Annotated in this window: 16 protein-coding genes and 4 pseudogenes; 8 read left to right on the top strand and 12 right to left on the bottom strand. The window is 38.7% G+C overall.

All coding sequences use genetic code 11. The features are described from left to right. Nucleotides 1-7: 7 nt before the first annotated feature. The 4 genes and pseudogenes from SH603_RS08630 (at nt 8) to SH603_RS08645 (ending at nt 3,678) form a co-directional block, all read left to right on the top strand. A pseudogene (locus SH603_RS08630) lies at nt 8-717 on the top strand (NUDIX hydrolase). A 116-nt stretch (nt 718-833) separates the two neighbouring features. Then, nucleotides 834-2,276 (top strand): nicotinate phosphoribosyltransferase, encoded by a 1,443-nt coding sequence (locus tag SH603_RS08635; RefSeq protein WP_003674825.1) that lies wholly within the window; start codon nt 834-836, stop codon nt 2,274-2,276. A 1-nt stretch (nt 2,277) separates the two neighbouring features. Then, complete coding sequence (locus SH603_RS08640) at nt 2,278-2,826, top strand: cysteine hydrolase family protein (RefSeq protein ID WP_003674828.1); 549 nt, start codon at nt 2,278-2,280, stop codon at nt 2,824-2,826. Between the two features lie 21 nt (nt 2,827-2,847). Beyond that, complete coding sequence (locus SH603_RS08645; protein WP_321533836.1) at nt 2,848-3,678, top strand: alpha/beta fold hydrolase; 831 nt, start codon at nt 2,848-2,850, stop codon at nt 3,676-3,678. Nucleotides 3,679-3,955: 277 nt separating this feature from the next. Here the strand turns inward: SH603_RS08645 and SH603_RS08650 are convergent, their stop codons facing one another. The 8 genes and pseudogenes from SH603_RS08650 to SH603_RS08685 all read right to left on the bottom strand — a co-directional run bounded on the left by SH603_RS08650 (nt 3,956) and on the right by SH603_RS08685 (nt 9,699). Then, nucleotides 3,956-4,132, bottom strand: coding sequence for a hypothetical protein (locus tag SH603_RS08650; protein WP_225436802.1), 177 nt, complete (start codon nt 4,130-4,132; stop codon nt 3,956-3,958). Between the two features lie 58 nt (nt 4,133-4,190). Continuing rightward, a complete protein-coding gene (locus SH603_RS08655; protein WP_225436801.1) occupies nt 4,191-4,460 on the bottom strand; it encodes a helix-turn-helix transcriptional regulator in 270 nt (89 codons plus the stop codon). 6 nt (nt 4,461-4,466) lie between these two features. After that, a pseudogene (locus tag SH603_RS08660) lies at nt 4,467-5,421 on the bottom strand (IS30 family transposase). Nucleotides 5,422-5,558: 137 nt separating this feature from the next. Next, on the bottom strand, nt 5,559-6,194 hold the full coding sequence (locus SH603_RS08665) for a Crp/Fnr family transcriptional regulator (RefSeq protein WP_169473698.1): 636 nt from the start codon (nt 6,192-6,194) through the stop codon (nt 5,559-5,561). Between the two features lie 19 nt (nt 6,195-6,213). Continuing rightward, nucleotides 6,214-6,759: a DNA-binding protein gene (locus SH603_RS08670; protein ID WP_169473696.1), complete on the bottom strand. Its 546-nt coding sequence runs from the start codon at nt 6,757-6,759 to the stop codon at nt 6,214-6,216. Then, nucleotides 6,759-6,989 (bottom strand): heavy metal-associated domain-containing protein, encoded by a 231-nt coding sequence (locus SH603_RS08675; protein WP_321533837.1) that lies wholly within the window; start codon nt 6,987-6,989, stop codon nt 6,759-6,761. Before SH603_RS08675 ends, SH603_RS08670 begins: the two co-directional genes overlap by 1 nt. Nucleotides 6,990-7,015: 26 nt before the next feature. After that, nucleotides 7,016-8,917, bottom strand: coding sequence for a heavy metal translocating P-type ATPase (locus SH603_RS08680; protein ID WP_169473692.1), 1,902 nt, complete (start codon nt 8,915-8,917; stop codon nt 7,016-7,018). 224 nt (nt 8,918-9,141) lie between these two features. Beyond that, nucleotides 9,142-9,699 (bottom strand): hypothetical protein, encoded by a 558-nt coding sequence (locus SH603_RS08685; RefSeq protein WP_180873089.1) that lies wholly within the window; start codon nt 9,697-9,699, stop codon nt 9,142-9,144. A gap of 183 nt (nt 9,700-9,882) precedes the next feature. On the opposite strand from SH603_RS08685, the pseudogene SH603_RS08690 reads away from it, so the two are divergent. Continuing rightward, nucleotides 9,883-10,851 (top strand): annotated as a pseudogene (locus SH603_RS08690) (IS30 family transposase). Between the two features lie 31 nt (nt 10,852-10,882). Continuing rightward, on the top strand, nt 10,883-11,584 hold the full coding sequence (locus tag SH603_RS08695) for a hypothetical protein (protein WP_321533838.1): 702 nt from the start codon (nt 10,883-10,885) through the stop codon (nt 11,582-11,584). 28 nt (nt 11,585-11,612) lie between these two features. On the opposite strand, the gene SH603_RS08700 is transcribed toward SH603_RS08695, so the two are convergent. Both SH603_RS08700 and SH603_RS08705 read right to left on the bottom strand, forming a co-directional pair. Next, nucleotides 11,613-11,987, bottom strand: coding sequence for a hypothetical protein (locus SH603_RS08700; RefSeq protein WP_321533839.1), 375 nt, complete (start codon nt 11,985-11,987; stop codon nt 11,613-11,615). Nucleotides 11,988-12,157: 170 nt separating this feature from the next. Further along, nucleotides 12,158-12,496 (bottom strand): hypothetical protein, encoded by a 339-nt coding sequence (locus tag SH603_RS08705; RefSeq protein ID WP_321533840.1) that lies wholly within the window; start codon nt 12,494-12,496, stop codon nt 12,158-12,160. Between the two features lie 396 nt (nt 12,497-12,892). Between SH603_RS08705 and SH603_RS08710 the strand changes: the two are divergent. Both SH603_RS08710 and SH603_RS08715 read left to right on the top strand, forming a co-directional pair. Beyond that, nucleotides 12,893-14,424: pseudogene (locus tag SH603_RS08710) on the top strand (IS3 family transposase). Between the two features lie 272 nt (nt 14,425-14,696). Then, entirely contained in the window at nt 14,697-14,939 is a 243-nt protein-coding gene (locus SH603_RS08715; protein ID WP_321533841.1) for a cytochrome b5 domain-containing protein, read from the top strand. A 56-nt stretch (nt 14,940-14,995) separates the two neighbouring features. Here SH603_RS08715 and SH603_RS08720 read toward each other — a convergent pair whose 3' ends face one another. After that, nucleotides 14,996-15,982, bottom strand: coding sequence for an IS30 family transposase (locus SH603_RS08720; RefSeq protein WP_321533842.1), 987 nt, complete (start codon nt 15,980-15,982; stop codon nt 14,996-14,998). A gap of 152 nt (nt 15,983-16,134) precedes the next feature. Continuing rightward, entirely contained in the window at nt 16,135-17,565 is a 1,431-nt protein-coding gene (locus SH603_RS08725; RefSeq protein WP_321533843.1) for an oligosaccharide flippase family protein, read from the bottom strand.

Consider the following 17,565-nt stretch of genomic DNA (forward strand, 5'->3'; position numbering starts at 1 on the left):
GTCCAGATTGGATAGTAAGATTGTTGCCCGCCCCTTAGTCACCATCACGAATGTCATTTGGAGCTTTAATACAGAATTGCACCGGCCGCAATTATTGTTAATTAAACGGGCCGATGAACCATTAAAGGGCAAGTGGGCCTTGCCAGAAACTCTGTTGCGTAGTCATGAAAGTGCTGATGCAGCGTGCATTCGCTTGATTGACGATAAGATTGGCCTTCAGGTGCCGATGAGTTCAACTGAACAATTGGCTACTTTTACTGATCCCAACCGGGTTGCTGATAGCCGGGCCTTATCATTAGCCTACATGACTTACCTGCCTTCGACGCCCAAGCTGCATCCGGGCTATGGGGCAACGGACGCTCAATGGTTTACCTTGAGTGCTGATCAACACAAGTATGTAATTAGTCACGATCGGCAGCAATTCATCCTAACGACACCTTCTGACCTTGCGTTTGACCATGTTCAAATTATCAACACCGCCATTAATCGGATCAAAAATAAGCTCGATTACCAACCAGGTATTCTCCACATTCTCGGCGATTCCTTTACCCTGCGTCACAGGCCCGGGAAGTCTTTGCGGCGTTCTTAGGAACGACCCTGGATAAAATCGATAATTCCAATTTTAAGAAAACTCATAACCACCTGTTTAAGGAAGTCGGCACCGCCTCATTACAACACTCAGGTCGGCCGCCAAAGTTGTTTAAGCTAAATTGTTAATTTTATAAACTTGCATTTTCAAAAAGAGTATCTAACTAGAAGTAAATAAAAGGCAAAGATACTTTTATTTTTACGATAATTAAAGTACTTTTTACTTAAAAGAAAGTGTGGGTAATATGGATTTACAAATGTTAACCGACCTTTATGAATTCTCAATGGCAAATGGCTATTACGCCATCCTGCCCCATGATCGTCAGGCCCGGTTTGACGTTTTCTACCGGCGGGTTCCTGATAACGGCAGCTTTGTTATTGCGGCCGGTCTCCAACAAGTAGTTGAACAAGTTGCTAACTGGCATTTTTCTAAGGAAAACATTGAATACCTGAAATCATTAAAAAAGTTCAGTCCTGATTTTCTGGACTACCTCAGCAAAATTAAAAACGGCTGCACTATTCAAGCGCTCCCTGAAGGTACTCCAGTATTCCCACGAGAACCAATTATCTCCATTAGTGGTCCATTAATTGAGGCCCAACTCTTAGAAACTTTCGTCCTCAACATTATTAACCACCAGTCACTAATTGCCACTAAGTCATGGCAGATTAACCATGCCGCGCAAGGACTGCCAATAATGGAATTTGGTGCCCGGCGTGCGCAAGGACCCGACGCGGCCACTTATGGTGCACGGGCAGCTGTGATTGGCGGTTGCACCAGTACCTCAAACTTGCAAGCAGCTAGTCAATTCCACATCCCCGCAGCGGGAACAATGGCCCACGCCTGGGTAGAAAGCTTCCCTGACGAACTCAGCGCCTTTCAAGCATGGGCAAAAGTTTATCCAAATAAAATTTCCCTACTGGTTGATACGTATGATGTCCTTAAATCAGGGGTTCCAAACGCTATTCGGGTCTTTAAGCAAGCTCGGGCCAATGGTCATGAACCAGTTGGCATTCGAATTGATTCCGGGGATATTTCTCAACTTGCCATTAAAGCACGCCAGATGCTTGATGAAGCGGGCTTCCTAAAGGCTAAGATCACTGCTTCTAATGCGCTTGATGCCCACGTTGTGAAATCACTGCTGGACGAGGGTGCACCAATTGATAACTTTGGGATTGGCGAACGCTTGATTACTAGTTCTTCTAGTCCGGTCTTAAGCGGCGTTTATAAATTAGCGGAAGAAAAAGTCAATGGTAAATGGATCCCAACGATTAAGGTTAGTGATAGCCGGGAAAAGGTTACTATTCCAGGCAACAAGCAGGTTTACCGGATCTACAGTAATGACCTGCCAAATAAGGCCATTGCCGATGTCATTGCCCTGGCTGATGAACCCATCACTGCACCGCTCAAGGTTGTTAACTCCAACCCTACCGCAACTAATGCCAGTCAAGTCTTAGCCAACTTTACTGCTAAGCCGCTATTAAAAAACTACTTAACAGCAGGCCAGCCAGTAAAGGTGGAAACGGATGTCTTTAAGATTCAACAAACTTCCCGGCAATTGCTCGCTCAATTACCAGAAGCAAGTAAGCGGCTAGTCAACCCTGATCGCTACCCGGTTTACTTAACCGCTAAGTTAGCTGACCTTCAAGAACAATTGATTACAAAAGCCCAGTTTGCTGAGGAGAATTAAAATGGCAAAAGCATTATTAATTATTGACTACACAAATGACTTTGTCGCTGATAATGGATCCCTAACCGTCGGTAAACCAGCCCAGGCGTTAGAGCAACCCATCATTAGTTTAGCTAACCAGTTTCTTAAAAATAAGGATTACGTGATTCTGCCGACTGATGGTCACTTGAAAGATGATCATTTTAATCCCGAACATCGCCTATACCCACCCCACAATATTATCGGGACCAAGGGACAAAAATTATATGGCAAGGTTGGTCAATGGTTCCAACAAAATCAGACTGATCCCCACGTCTATAAATTTAATAAAAACCGCTATTCCGCTTTCCAGAATACTAATCTAGACAATTATTTACGGGAACGGCGGATTAACGATGTCTGGATCTGTGGAGTATGTACCGATATCTGTGTATTACACACGGCAATTAGTGCATATAACCGTGATTATCAAATTGTCATCCCGCAAAAGGCAGTCGCTACTTTCTCCGAACTGGGAGCAAAGTGGGCAATGGGACACTTCAAGAATGTTCTTGGAACAACGATTCGTTAACGTAAAAGGAAGCATCTAACAATGAGTTTTTATGGCAACCAAACTGAAAGGATGGTTGAATCAGCCACTCCGGGTATTCATTTGCACACAATCACGAACTTAGCTGAAACTCCACAGGTAAATATAATTATCGTTCATGGGTTATCATCATATGCTAAAAGTTATGACCCCTTCGCTAGTTTTCTTGTTAAGCATGATTGCAACGTTTTTCGCTACAATCAGCCTGGTCATGGAAAGCCAGAGGGACCCCGGGGATATATGGATTCTTTAGCTGACCTGTATGAAAATTTACATGTAATGGTTAGAAGGACTAAAACGGCTTATCCAAACCTTCCCCTATTTGTCATTGGTCATAGCATGGGTGGCGAAACAGTCCTCTTATATGGCATAAAGTACCCGCAAACGGTTGATGGATTCGTGGTGGCTGATCCAGTTTCCATTGTTAAAGCACCAAATTCATGGAGTAAGGGTTTAACAGGCGACCCTAAGAAACAATTACCTAACGTGTTAAGTACAGGGCTTAACAGTGATCCACGAGTAGTTCATAGAATTCAAAATGATCCTGCTAATCTGCATCACTTGACAGTTGGAATTTTGCAGAATGAAATTAAGGGAGCTTACTCCCTTCGGGAACACTTAACTGGCTTTAAGGATCCACTATTGTTTTTACAAGGTCAAAAAGACGGTTTGATTGATTATCATGATTCATTAGAAGCTTACGCAATGATTGCTTCTAATGACAAAGAGCTTCACGTCTACTCTTCTCTAATGCACAATATTTTTGACGAGCCCCAACGAAAATGGGATATCTACTCAGAAGTCGTCCAGTGGATTAATCGTCATCGATATTGACACTGAGTTGCAGCTATTAAACCACTTTGAAATTATAAAAGAGACGCAACGAATGACACTTTCGTCACCGTTACGTCTCTTTTTCATATGGTTAATGATCCTAATGAACAATAGCCTTCTTTAACAGGTATCCACATTGCCCTGCACTAACCACTGTTAAGCCGCTAATAAGTCCCAGGTTGTTATCCCGCAAAACAAATGCAATGATGATTCCAGAAATTAAAGTCGCCCCTAATCACAATTAATTGCTGGTATTTAAACTTCCTGAAAAATTCCGTTATTCTTGATTCTTATCAATGCGGTTGATTGTTAATGGGTATTTCTCATCGAGTTTAGGAGTAACAAATTTAATAGTTAATCCCTTTTTCAACGGTCCCATTAGTATCCAAGCGCCAATCCATAACATCCCCACTATCGATGACCAAATATCACTACCTTGAATTAGTGGAAACATGCATCCCCAAATTAACATAACAATAATAAAACAGGTGTTGTAAATCTTTTTGAAGGTACTATTCCTCGTGACGCTGGTGAAGTTGATACTGTAGCTGCTCATCTGCAGACTGAATTTTTACTTTTTGCCGATCAGAATCAGTTGTCGGAAATAAATCACCTACTTTTACCCCTAACGAACCAGCAACTAGATTAAAGGTAGAAATACTCGCATCCTCGCCAGCTTCTAATCTTTGGATTGTTCGCACAGATACCTTAGACTTTTCTGCAAGTTGTTCTTGTGAAAGGTGTTTTGCTAAGCGAAGTTGTTTAATCTCCCGAAATGTCAATTTGAGTTAGAAAGAAAATAGTTGCTCATCAGTGACGTAAGACATGAATACTTCATATGGAGTTCGATAGCCTAGTGATTTACGGGGCAGGTTATTTCGCTTACTCATCAGTTGGGTTACTAATTCATCAGGAAGATTGCGGAAATCTAGCTGTTTCGTTAAGCCATCCCGGCGTAAAAGATCGTTGTTGTTTTCGTTCAGCCCTCGTTGATTGGGAGCACCAACCTCGGCAAAGTAAGTGTGAAGGTCAAATTGATTGGCAATCTCGCGTCAGCCGGCGAATTCTTTTCCGTTGTCAAAGGTAATCGATTTGAAGAAGTGCCGCGGGAATTTCCGAAGCCACTGACTTAAGTGTTGGTTAATCGCATCAGCCGTCTTTTCGTGCACATTGAGTACAATTTTGACCTTCGATTGGCGTTCGGTCAGGGTTATTACCGCCCCTTGGTGCTTTTTGCCTTGGACAGTATCAGCTTCAAGGTGCCCAAATTCAGTGGCATAGTGCGGAAAGTCCTTGGCACGCTCGTGAATACTTCGCCCCAATTGGCCAGCCTTCCCGCGGCGCTCGACATAGCCATTCGGGTGCCGCTTACCTGGAACGGACAACGAAGCCGAACTGGCCACGTTCAAACATCCGGTAAAGAGTTCGCCGGTTACAACTAATTGGGTGCTCAGCGCGCCCAATAATGGTATCAGGCGTCCACCCCTGGGCAATTTTGTCGTTGATATAAGTGAGTTCAGCCAGTGACAACTGAGTACGTTTTCGGCCATAACGTTGCTTATTGCGCATATAGTGATCTTGATAATCAGCAATTGAGGCACCGGTTTCCAGGTAACGATAAACGCGATAAACGGTTTCGGCGCAACGGTTGATCATTTGGGCCACTCGGTACGCTTTAAGCTTTTGCACGAAAGAATGGGCGATGATTGTCAGCTCGTTTGTGGTAAGATGGGTGTAAGTCATTTGTGGTTTCCTTTCTTTTGTTTAGGGGTATTCAAAAGTCTACTACAAATGGCTTTTCTATTTTTCTAACTTAATTTTACAAACGGCGACTGATATAACGTGTATATTATCAACTAAGCAATAATTGCCTAATTAAACTAATTTTCGAATAATTCAATTCGACGTAATTGACGTTTCAGTTGACCTTGCTTTTCTAATAAAGCAAATTTACGAGACAGGGTCTCAGGTGTTATTCCAAGGTATAAGGCTAAGTCCTTCATTTTTAAGGGTAAGGTAAAATTATTTTTACCAATTTCATCTGCATATGTTTGTAAATACTTTAATAACCGGTCTTCAACCTTCGGCAAAGCCAACAAGTGAATTTGTTTTTGCATTTCCGAAACTTTAACAATATTTAGTTCCAATAATCGAATACTTAATTCTGGCTGTTTATGCATCAGCTTCAGTAGATCCTGCCGTTTTAATAAACAAATTTCACTGTGTTCCATAGCCTCGACGTAATTATTGATATTTTTTTGACCAAAAAGCCAATCCTCACCAATATAATCACCTGTATGCAAGATTTGCAAAACATTCTCATAGCCGTCTTCATCTAAGGTGTACTGCTTAGCGTTACCATCAGCGACAATTACTAAATTATCATTTATCGTTGGATCAATTATCACTTCACCCTTTTGATAGTTTTTATGCTGAACTAATTTTTCGATTTGCATCTTCTCATCCTGAGGTAAAGCATTAAATAGTGGTACTAAGTTAACACATAAATCAGCCATTAAATTCATCGTCCTTTAATTAAAAGTCATCATCGTCGTCTTCGACATACAATCCTTCTTTTAGTTCATGACCTAAGAAGTCTTGAGTTACCCGAATTTGCTCCTTAATCCAAGCCATTAAATTAGTTAAATTAGCAGATAATTCTAGCCAACTTTCATTGTTAGCTAAAGCAATTGCCTTAGTAATGAAGAGCGTTTGCGTATCAAAATCTTTTACCAAGGCAAACAATTGCTTATTTCCTGATAAATATTTACTACTGCCATCTTCTTCTAGCATAGTATATTCCTTAAATTGAGCTGTAATTGTTGGAATACTTTCACCATTATTAACCAATAAGTGATTCAATTGGTCAAATTCCTGACGTTCATAAGCAATCCAACCAGCAGCTTTTTCGGATAAAAAAAGACTAGCAGATCCTTTAGCAAATAAGTTAGCTTGGTTAATCTTTAAAGAATGGATTAACAAGTTAGAAATAATGTGACCAGTCATGGCAGCTGCAGTTGGCTGATGGTGATCAAGGTCGCTTTGCTTCAATTCCGCCTGGTATTTTTCTTCTGCATTCATCAGTTAAGCTCCTTTTCCTTAATTCCTTGTACTTCATAACCCATTTTTTCAATAGCTGTCTTGATGTCAACAGTTTTAGTCTTATCAGGATCCAGCGTAAATTTTAGCTTTCCTGCATTGAATAAAACTTTTATTTGGTCGGTTCCATTCAAACTACCAACCGCCCTTTCAATTTTGCTTAAGCATGAAGGACAGGTCATGCCAGATAATTTCATCATTACTTTTTCCATGATTAAATTCTCCCTTCCTTATTAATTTACATATCTAATGCTACTTTGTTTTGTTGATTATAAACTTGATGATCGTCAATTTTTTGTTGAAATTTGATTAATCTCATCCCGTTCAAGATAACAATTAAGATACTAAATTCATGAATAAACATCCCACTTGCCATTTCAACATAACCCGCAAACAAACCGATGAACAACAATAAGACTGTCAGTAAAGCCATCACGATATTTTCATTCATGTTCAAAATTGTCTTCTTGGATAAGCCAAGGGCATAAGCGATCTTCCGCAAGTCATTTTTAACTAAAACTATGTCTGAAACTTCAATGGCAACATCCGTTCCACTACCAACGGCAATTGCAACATTAGCATTAGCTAAGGCCGGACTATCATTGATCCCATCACCAATAAAAGCAATATGGTGTCCCTTGGCTCTTTCTTTTTTAACAAAAGCAGCCTTGTCTTGTGGCAACATTTGACCATGAACTTCATCGATTGGCAACTTCGCCGCAATTCGTTCAGCAGTTTCTTGATTGTCTCCAGAAAGCATAACTAACTTTTTAACCCCTAATTCTTTTAAGCGGGTTAAAGCATCATTAGCTTCTGGGCGCAATTGATCTTTAATGCCAAAAACAGCTAATTGACTTTGGTCTTCATTAGCAAAAGCGACAATTGAATTACCTAATTGACTCAAATGATCAATTGTCTTATCCAATTTTGCATTGGTACGGGTATTTTCAACGATTAAGTCTTGGTTACCTAAATAATATTTTTGATTATTTAAAATGGCGATGATTCCCTTACCCTTAACAGTTTCTACTTTAATTGAAGCTGGCTTTTGTTTATTTAATTTGGCAATTGCCTGAGCTAAGGGGTGGCTACTTTGACGCTCAATTTGAGCAGCTAATTTAATAATTTCATCTTTGGGCCCATTTAATACCTCAATTGCACTAACTTCTGGATGTCCAACAGTCAAAGTGCCGGTTTTATCAAAAGCAATTTCATCAATCTGGTGAGTTTGATCCATTACTTGCGACCTTTTAAACATAATGCCGCTTTTAGCACCATTACCGATACCAGCAACTGTAGATACTGGTACACCAATAACTAGAGCACCTGGGCAGCCCAGCACCATGACCGTAATAGCTAACTTAAGATCTTTAGTAATTAGGCCCACAGCAATCGCAATTACAAGTACGGCAGGAGTGTAATATTTGGAAAACCGGTTAATTAACTTTTCTGTATGTGACTTTGTATCTTGTGCTTCTTCAACCATTTCAATAATTTTACCGAAAGTCGTATCTTCACCGACTGCGGTAGTTTCGACAGTCAATGTACCGTTTTCAAGGATAGTTCCTGCATATACTTCATTACCGGCTTTTTTATTAACTAATTTAGATTCACCGTTAACACTGGCTTCATTAAGATAACCAGAACCTGAAATAACCTTGCCATCGACTGGAACCTGATCACCAGTTTTAACTAAAATCTTCTCACCAGGATCAATGAAATCGACGTCTTCTTTCTCAGTTGAGCCATCATCTTGAACAACTAACGCAGTCTGTGGTGCCATTTTGGTTAAATCAGCAACGGCTGACCGCGTTTTCTTTAGGGTTAATTCTTCCAGTACATCTCCTAACATGAATAGCCAAGTAACAATGGCTGCTTCATTAAATTTACCAATAATGAAGGCACCGATTACCGCCAGCGATACTAAAACATCAATAGAAATTAATTTAACCCTTAAAGATGAAATAGCCGTCAAAGCAATTGGAAGCACTCCGACAATCCCCACGATAAGCATTAAAGTCTGGTATGGTAAATTCATGTGCAATAGCCATTTAGATCCTTCAGCAAGCAACAGCAGAATAGTATTAACAAGCAAAAGCTGCTTTTTGTACCTCATAAAAAATTGTTGTAACTTAATCATTTTTCACCTCTCCCTTTCTTGACACTACACATTATAGGTAAAAAAACAATTTAGGTGACTTGACTGTTATCAAGATACTAGTGTCTTTTTATATTTATCTTTTAAGCAAAAAATCACAGTTTTATCGTGTAAATTTCGTTTAATAAAAGGGAGAATATACAAAAAAGACTAGAAACCATGCAAAAAGCATAGACTCTGGCTTTCAAATTTCAATTCTATAAAAATTAATGTGCCAATTTAATCTCTCCAGCAGCAATTGGCAAAGTTGTATGTGCATCATAACTCATAACATTACCGGCAACGCTAGATGGCAATTTAAGATCCGCTGGTACACCGTGAACATAAACTACTCGTTTGTCTAATTGAAGATCGTCACTACCAAATGCTTGCTTAAATTTTGCTTGTAAATCTTTTAATGGGACATCCTTATCATATTCATAATGACCGTATTTATCTGCAACCGGGTAGCCATCATGGGGAATGTTCATTTCTTGTGGTGCATCATCAAAAGGAACCATCGTTGTCCCAGACACTGCCTCTGTTTCAGGTAAATCAATAAAGCCATCATGATTCACGTCCTGCATTAGCGTCGGAACATGAGCTTGTTTCCCATCTGGAAATCCATGGAAATGTTCCCAATGTTCAATATTGGCAGGCGTATCAAACATTTCCACATGAATATGAAGGCTATTACCATTTTCACTGAATGTTGCTATTCCATGCGCCTGTGTTTCAATTTTATCCGCATTTATTGGTTTAATTTTTGCAATATAGTCAACCATATTTCTCATCCTTCCATTTGATTATTGCGATATAAATCTAGCATAAAAATATTTTACAAAAATTGATTAGAATCAATAAATTAAATCTTTGATTCGTCGTTTGTAAAATTAAGTTAAAAAAAAATAAAAAGCCATTTGTGATAGACTTTTGAATATCCCTAATCAAAAGAAAGGCAATCACAAATGACCTATAAACATCTTACCACACGTGAATTAACTCTCATAGCTGATTTTTGGTATCAAGGTACTAAAGCTTATCGGGCTGCTAAATTACTTCAGCGTAGTCAAGAAACCATCTATCGTGTTTATCGTTTCCTCAACGACGGTAAAACCATCGACCAATATCTTCAGACTTATCAGCGACATAAGCGTCGTTGTGGTCGGAAGCAGACCCAACTGCCAACTATCGAAGTTAACTATATCCATGCGCAAATCAAGGCAGGTTGGACTCCTGATACTATTATTGGTCGTCATGAACACCCAATTAGCTGCAGTATGCGCACCCTTTATCGCATGTTTGCCCGCAATCAGTATGGCTTTTCCGTTAAACAGCTACCGATGAAAGGAAAACGCCATCCCAATGGCTATGTGGAACATCGTGGTAAAGCTGGCCAATTAGGACGCAGTATCTATCAACGATATCGTGATTTTCCGCATTACCAACATGAATTTGGGCACTTTGAAGCTGATACAGTTCAAGGTAAAGCTCACCGCGGAGCGGTAATGACGCTAGTAGAGCGACAATCCAAAGTAATGATTGTTCTTAATATTCATCATAAAACAGACGAAGCAGTGAATTGCCAGCTTGATCAATGGCTCGCTAAACTGCCACGTCACTTTGTTAAATCAATTACTTTTGATAACGGGAAAGAATTTGCTGGATGGCGAGAAATAGCCAATAAGTATGCTCTTCACACCTATTTTGCGGAAGTCGGTGCTCCCAATCAACGAGGGTTAAACGAAAATAATAACGGCCTCTTGCGTCGTGATGGTCTTAGTAAAAAGCTAGATTTTCGCGATTTACCAGACGAACTAGTCACTTAGCTAATGCATCGTTGCAACAATATCCCACGAAAATCTCTTAATTATCGTACACCATTAGAAGTATTCTTGAGTCATGTCACAGAAGAACAACTTTCACCTTTTTTCTAATTTAAATTGACATTTCAGGTTATTAAAAAGGGTGGTACTCATCAGTAAAAAATTATCTAAAGCACAAATAGAGGTACTACATCAAGACATTTTGACTATTATCCGCCAATCTTATCCCAGTAATGGCTACAAAATTGTCTCGGTTAGCACCTCTTCGACTAGTAAAAGTTTATATGCCTATGTCATGTATAAACGCAGACTTTATTACCTAAGATTCGCAGCCCATCACAATGAAATAAAAGGTCATAGTTATGCCACTTTTAACCTTTTAAATTATACAAATTGGACAGAGTTAAGGACCGAATTGCGCCGTTATTTTAACGTTACCCACCAAACCAATGCTTATCACCTAATGAGCTATCATAATTTTATTTGGCTTGCCTTGATTTACCGGTGTTCTACTAATCCTGCGTTTAAAGTTAAGTTTGAGCCGGCTGACGAAATTCGCAAAGTAACAATATATATGCATAATCAAATTTTTGCTGAAATTACTAATAAACTTAGTGTTCGAAGACTAATAGCTAGTTTACTTATGGGCCTAATTTATTCAAATTCTCATATCGATCGTATATACCTTAAAGAGCCAGTATTTTTAAATATTACCCCTTCTGGTATAAAAATATTAAACTATTTCCCTGAAGTAAGTAAGTACGGCACTGATAGAAGATGGATAACGGATCCTCGGTTATTAACCACTACCAAATTAGTATCCATACTAAATAATATAGACTAAAAACTACAATAATTCTTATTGTGTCATCTTAGTGATGGTGATATTTATTAATTCTTAATTCCGTCATGGGAATTCGACTATAACTCAAATCAAGATTCTCAATAAACAGAAGATCATCATACCATTTATTGATTGCTTTTTGAAAATTATAATTATATTGATTTCGACGAATTAAGTAGGATAAATGTGACTCAATTTCTGCTCGGGTCATTTGTTTATTCATAATAATTCGCCGTAAAATATACCTTCGTTGCGCTTTTGATAACCCAATTTGAGAATTAACATTATATCCTAGAGAATGAAGATGCGATTCGGGATCGCCATAAATGTCATCGATTGATCTACCCTCATTAATACATGCTTGTTTAGCAGTCCAGTATTCATTTGTTACTATCCGGCACAAAACACGCCCTTTACTCTGTAACCATCTGTAAACATGTTCAAGTACAAAGAATTTATCACATGTTTGACAGTAAACAGCCGGAAAACGAACATCCCTAGTCTTGTCCTCCATTACGACTGAAACTCTCCCATAAATATCAGCCAGATTATGCCGATGCGATACACAATAGTTTAAGTTCGATCTGGTAAGAAAAGTATGATTATCAATCGGATAGACAATTTTCCCTTACGATGTTCAAACTTTGAACTACTGGACTTTACTGAACTATGATTAGAATCTAAATTCGCTTCATTGTTAGTTAATGATACAGACTCTTTTTTGATTGCCTTACTTGAAGCAGGCTCCTCGTCCTTATATATAGAATTAACATCCTGCTCTTGTGTTTTCTTACTTTTTGTACTGATTTCTGGCTTATTTAAATTTTGCACATCATTATTGCGTGGTTTAAAAATAGTCTCTTTGATTTTAAGAATAAATTGTTTAATTTTTGATATTACACTGGTAAGCATATGCCTTTCTCTTTAACTCCCTAAAAATTATTATTTCAGATAGCTATTGACCATCTCAATAACGTAGCAGAATTTGCAAAGGATACCATTCAACATTCTTATTCCTCACGCTCAAGCAAAGTAACGCTCTCAACATGCCACGAGCTTAGTTGGTCAATTACACATTATTGATTAACCGCTAGCTATGGCGATTTTTGTTGTCCGCGTAAAACTAGCACAATTGTTTACTCAAAATTAAAATTTGGGGATCTAATGGAATCTCGGGATGAATAATAAATTCTAAATTTTATAGTTTGTGGGAAAACTTATCTATATTGAACAGTGATGTAAAGGGCGGTTATAAAATGTAGGAAAGGGCGTGCGGACAAATTCCTGGACTTAGGGTATGATGTCAGTATGTATTCAAAAGCAGATAAAAAACGGGCGAGCTCTTCTATCAATATCACCATTCATGGAGTGCAGTGGTTAGAGAATTGGGTTATCCATCTTTAGGCGCATTGAAGCGATGGATTAAAGATTACGAACAAGACGCCAAAGCCGCGCTTGGTGACACTCCACGAAAGAGAAAACCGAAGTACTCCAATGAACAACGACAAGCAGCAGTGGATCACTTCTTTGAACACGGACAATTCATCACAAAGACAGTCAAAGCGCTTGGTTACCCGTCGCGACAGCTTCTCCGTGAGTGGTTATTAGCAGATCCTCGTTGTGATACTTCATTAAGGAACCGCACGGTTGTGGCTAAGCCCACCACGCCGGATGATGTTAAAGTCAAAGCTGTAGAAGCACTCTATAAACTAGCAGTCCCTGCCAAAAAAATTGCGAATGAATTTGGGGTTAGCCGCGAAACACTCTACGGTTGGAAGCAAGATGTACTCGGTGAAAGCTTCCCAGCTAAACAGACGCCTAGTTCATCAGGTGATGAAAAGAATCGAGAAAACTTCACTCCAGAAGTTTCAGATCTCCAAGCTCGTATTAAAGAGCTTGAGCTTCAAAACGACATTCTCCTGCAGGTGAATGCCCTCCTAAAAAAAGATCTGGGTATCAACCAACTCAATCTGACTAACCGAGAAAAGGTTCAGGTGATTGATGCCCTGCGTGATAGATATCTGCTTAATACGCTACTCAAGGTTCTTCAATTATCCAAAAGCAGCTACTTTTATCAACGTGATGCCATCGCCAAAGGCGATAAATATAAAGCAGTACGTCCACGTTTGAAAATCATCTTTAAGCAAAATTACAAAAGCTATGGGTACCGTCGAATGAAGATGGAGCTCGATGATGAAGGGATCCAACTTTCTGAGAAGGTGATTCGCCGGTTGATGGCTGAAGAAGGATTAGAAGTTACCACCACACGTTGTCGAAAATACAGCTCGTACGCGGGTGAAATCACGCCGGCTGTGCCAAACATACTTGATCGAGATTTTCAATCAGACGTCCCAAACCAAAAGCTGGTAACAGATATTACAGAGTTTTCTATCCAAGCCGGAAAAATATATCTATCACCACTCATTGATTGCTTTGATGGTCAAATCACGAGTTGGACTATCAGTACTAGTCCAAACGCAGAGCTTGTCAATACAATGCTTAGCGTAGCGGCCGAAAGATTACCTTCCAATGAAAAAATCATCGTGCATTCCGATCGAGGCGCTCATTACCGCTGGCCAGGTTGGATTGGGCTAATGGACAAGTTTGGCTTTACACGATCAATGTCGCAGAAAGGCAGCACTCCAGATAATGCACAAGCAGAGAGCTTCTTTGGTCATCTCAAGACGGAGTTCTTTTACAATCGAAGTTGGATTGGAAAGTCAATTGATGATTTCATACAAGCACTTAATGAATATATTGGGTGGTGTAACACCAAGAGAAGAAAAAAAGTTTTAGGAGGAAAGAGCCCACAAAAATACCGTCAGAGCAAGATAGCTTGATGGTTAAAGTCCAGAAAAACGTCCGCACGCCCTTTCCTACATTTTATAACTGCCCTTTACAAGAAAGTCGCCCTATTTCATTCTAGACGTTATCTTCTTATGGTAGTCTTCCATTAGTTAGTTCCTCATAATTCGTGAATTATCAAAAAAGAGAACTAGACCAAAAGCCAAAGTAGCTTAGTCTAGTTCTCCAAATTCTCTTCATCCTTACCGATTGACAAAGAGCCAGGGTTCATGGTACGGTTTAATTACCAAAATTAAAGGAGGTCATCATGATGGCTGATAAGGTAATGACGAGGGATGAACTAGCAAAGTACAATGGCCAAGCTGGTCAACCGGCCTACGTAGCAGTTGAAGGTGTAATCTATGACGTCTCTGCTAAACCGGCCTGGCAGGGTGGCCGCCACCATGGAAACTTGGCCGGCCAGGACTTGACCGACATTTTGCTTGAAAAGTCACCCCATGGTAAACGGGTATTAAAGGATCTGCCAGTCGTCGGTAGACTTGCTGAATAGAACACCAAAACAGCTGCGGAGGGAAAATCCACAGCTGTTTTTTATATGACGAATTGTCAAACTAAGTGCAACGGTTTCTCAAAAAACACCTCATATGGGGTTTCATAATTTAACACTTTTCGAGGACGGCAGTTCAGCTGATGTTGGCAGAAACTGACGTCCTTATCTGTATAGTCATCAATATCAGTCCTTTTGGGAAAGTATTCTCTAATCAAGCCATTAGTATTTTCATTAGTTCCTCTTTCCTCTGGTGAATATGGGTCTGGCCAATAAATAGCTACTCCTAAACGTTCTCGAATATCATTTAGGCTAAGAAATTCACGCCCATGATCTGGAGTCAATGAATGGACAAATTCTTTAGGGATAGATCCTAAGAGATCAACTAAGCCCTGATTAACATCAGCTGTTTCTTTGTGATTGATCTTTTTGATCAATACTAATCGACTAAGACGATCAACGACTGTTAAAAGAACCGCATGTCCGGTTTTCCCCATTACAGTATCTATTTCCCAATCACCAATGCGCTGACGCTCATTAATGAATTTAGGACGTTCATGAATTGAAATATAATCCGTCTGTGCTTCACGATGCTTCCTCATATTTTTAGGATGACGTGTATGATGCTTGTGCCTTAAGTGACGCTGAATTCCAGTATCACCATGAGACGTATACTTTTCACCTAAATTATGCTTATAAATATGTCGATAGATGGTATTATAGCTGACACACCAATGATGTTCTTTCGCAAAGCGCGCAGCGATTTGTTCGGGGGACCAATGTAGATCTAAAATATAATGAACAATTTTACGGCGTAGTTGTGGATGACTATCTAATAACAGTGGTTTATGACAGTTGCGACGCTTTACGTGATAGTCATTTTCAGCAGTATTAGCAGAGTACGCACCCGAACAACGCTTCAATTCACGAGAAATAGTACTTGGACTGCGCTTCATGTGTAAGGCAATTGCACGAATAGTTAATCCTTTAGCCTTTAAACACATAAGCATTTCACGTTCTTTTATAGTAAGATGAATATAGCTCATAACGGGTTACCTCGAATAGTTTGATTTGGTCGTTAAACATATTCTACCCGCTATGGGTTTATTTTTTTAATCTGTTGCACTTAGATTGTAAATACTCAATACTACAAAAAAGCAATCTAAATTGTTAAAAAATATTTAGATTTAATGCTGTACTATACTTTATGTATAATTTTTTCTACTAAAGGATAGAATAATGAGTCTCTACTAATTATCATATAAGCAAAATAGATAAAAATCCCACTTATAATCATAGTAATAAGTTTAAATATACCATAGGATAACACCTGATCAAGAGTTTTTATTATAAGAAACATAATTATGCTAGGAATTAAATATTTTATGCAATAAAAATAAAAGTCCGAAAACTTTATATAAGAGCGCAAACCCACTATTTCAATAATAGTCGTACTTAATTCAGATATGATTGTTGCGTATGCGACCCCTAAAGCACCCATACCCATATAAATAAATAGAGTATTAAATACAACATTTACAATTGCTGCAACACTTACTGCAATTGTAAAAATATTCTGTTTATTCATAGAAACTAGAAATGTTCCAACCAGTTGATCTATTCCTATAATAATAAACAGAACACTCATAACCTGTATCAATAAAATAACAGGGTCATATCCATTACCAAAAAAAATAGGAACAAATACCTTTGCAACTGCAATACACCCCAGCATCATGGGAAGGCCCATAAAGTAAACATTGGCAATTGCTTCTGACATATACTTTTTTATTTGCTTATCTTTATTTTCAACATAGAGTGCCGCTACTCTTGGAGTTAAGACAGCAACAAAAGCATAAATCACAGTTGTACCAATTGTTATAACCTGATTACCTTGCGAATAAAATCCAACTTGTTCAGAGGAACTCATTGCTCCTAACATAACCTTATTCAGTACGGTATAGAGTTGAATTGCTATAACAGGAAGGAAAAGGGACATTATACCTTTTGACTTACTAAAAATTTCTTTTAAGCTTACTTTTATCCATTTTATCTCATTCTTTAGGTAAGGAAGCATGGTCACATTGCCAATAAAGGAACTACCACACATAATTAATGTAAACAACCAAACTTCCGTCCTGTTCTTTACAAATATAAAAATCATAATTGTAGAAATTATCCTTACTAAGCTATTACGTACAGCCGTAACCTTAAAGTTTTCGACTCCTTGAAAGTACCAGCTAACATCTAAGATCCAGGAAAAAATTAAAAAATAATTTACCAACAATAGCGTTCGATATTGAGTAAGGTAATTTACTGTAAAATATGAATAAATTATAGCAACTAGTATCGTTGAAATTAATCTAAAATAGAAAATATCCCAAAACAGATGACTCCGCTCAACAAGATTTCCTTGTCTTTTTGCAATTTCTCGTTGACCATATGCTACTGTCCCAGTAACAGCAAAGACTCCAAAGTAAGAAACAATCCCATAAATATAGTTATAGTCACCTACCCCACGGGGGCCTAATACTCTTGAAATGTAAGGGGCCGTAATAAAAGGCATAATAATGTTAAGCATCTGGTAAGTAAGATTATACAAATAATTTTTTAATACTTTTTTATTCAT

Origin of the sequence: Limosilactobacillus reuteri, from assembly GCF_034259105.1 — a bacterium.
GTDB classification, from domain to species: domain Bacteria; phylum Bacillota; class Bacilli; order Lactobacillales; family Lactobacillaceae; genus Limosilactobacillus; species Limosilactobacillus reuteri_G.

Excerpts from the sequence above, each read along its gene's own strand:
- SH603_RS08635 (WP_003674825.1), top strand. The coding sequence starts at position 834 with ATGGATTTACAAATGTTAACCGACCTTTATGAATTCTCAATGGCAAAT.
- SH603_RS08640 (WP_003674828.1), top strand. The coding sequence starts at position 2,278 with ATGGCAAAAGCATTATTAATTATTGACTACACAAATGACTTTGTCGCT.
- SH603_RS08645 (WP_321533836.1), top strand. The coding sequence starts at position 2,848 with ATGAGTTTTTATGGCAACCAAACTGAAAGGATGGTTGAATCAGCCACT.
- SH603_RS08650 (WP_225436802.1), bottom strand. The coding sequence starts at position 4,132 with ATGTTTCCACTAATTCAAGGTAGTGATATTTGGTCATCGATAGTGGGG.
- SH603_RS08665 (WP_169473698.1), bottom strand. The coding sequence starts at position 6,194 with ATGGCTGATTTATGTGTTAACTTAGTACCACTATTTAATGCTTTACCT.
- SH603_RS08670 (WP_169473696.1), bottom strand. The coding sequence starts at position 6,759 with ATGAATGCAGAAGAAAAATACCAGGCGGAATTGAAGCAAAGCGACCTT.
- SH603_RS08675 (WP_321533837.1), bottom strand. The coding sequence starts at position 6,989 with ATGGAAAAAGTAATGATGAAATTATCTGGCATGACCTGTCCTTCATGC.
- SH603_RS08680 (WP_169473692.1), bottom strand. The coding sequence starts at position 8,917 with ATGATTAAGTTACAACAATTTTTTATGAGGTACAAAAAGCAGCTTTTG.
- SH603_RS08685 (WP_180873089.1), bottom strand. The coding sequence starts at position 9,699 with ATGGTTGACTATATTGCAAAAATTAAACCAATAAATGCGGATAAAATT.
- SH603_RS08705 (WP_321533840.1), bottom strand. The coding sequence starts at position 12,496 with ATGCTTACCAGTGTAATATCAAAAATTAAACAATTTATTCTTAAAATC.
- SH603_RS08715 (WP_321533841.1), top strand. The coding sequence starts at position 14,697 with ATGATGGCTGATAAGGTAATGACGAGGGATGAACTAGCAAAGTACAAT.
- SH603_RS08720 (WP_321533842.1), bottom strand. The coding sequence starts at position 15,982 with ATGAGCTATATTCATCTTACTATAAAAGAACGTGAAATGCTTATGTGT.
- SH603_RS08725 (WP_321533843.1), bottom strand. The coding sequence starts at position 17,565 with ATGAATAAAAAAGTATTAAAAAATTATTTGTATAATCTTACTTACCAG.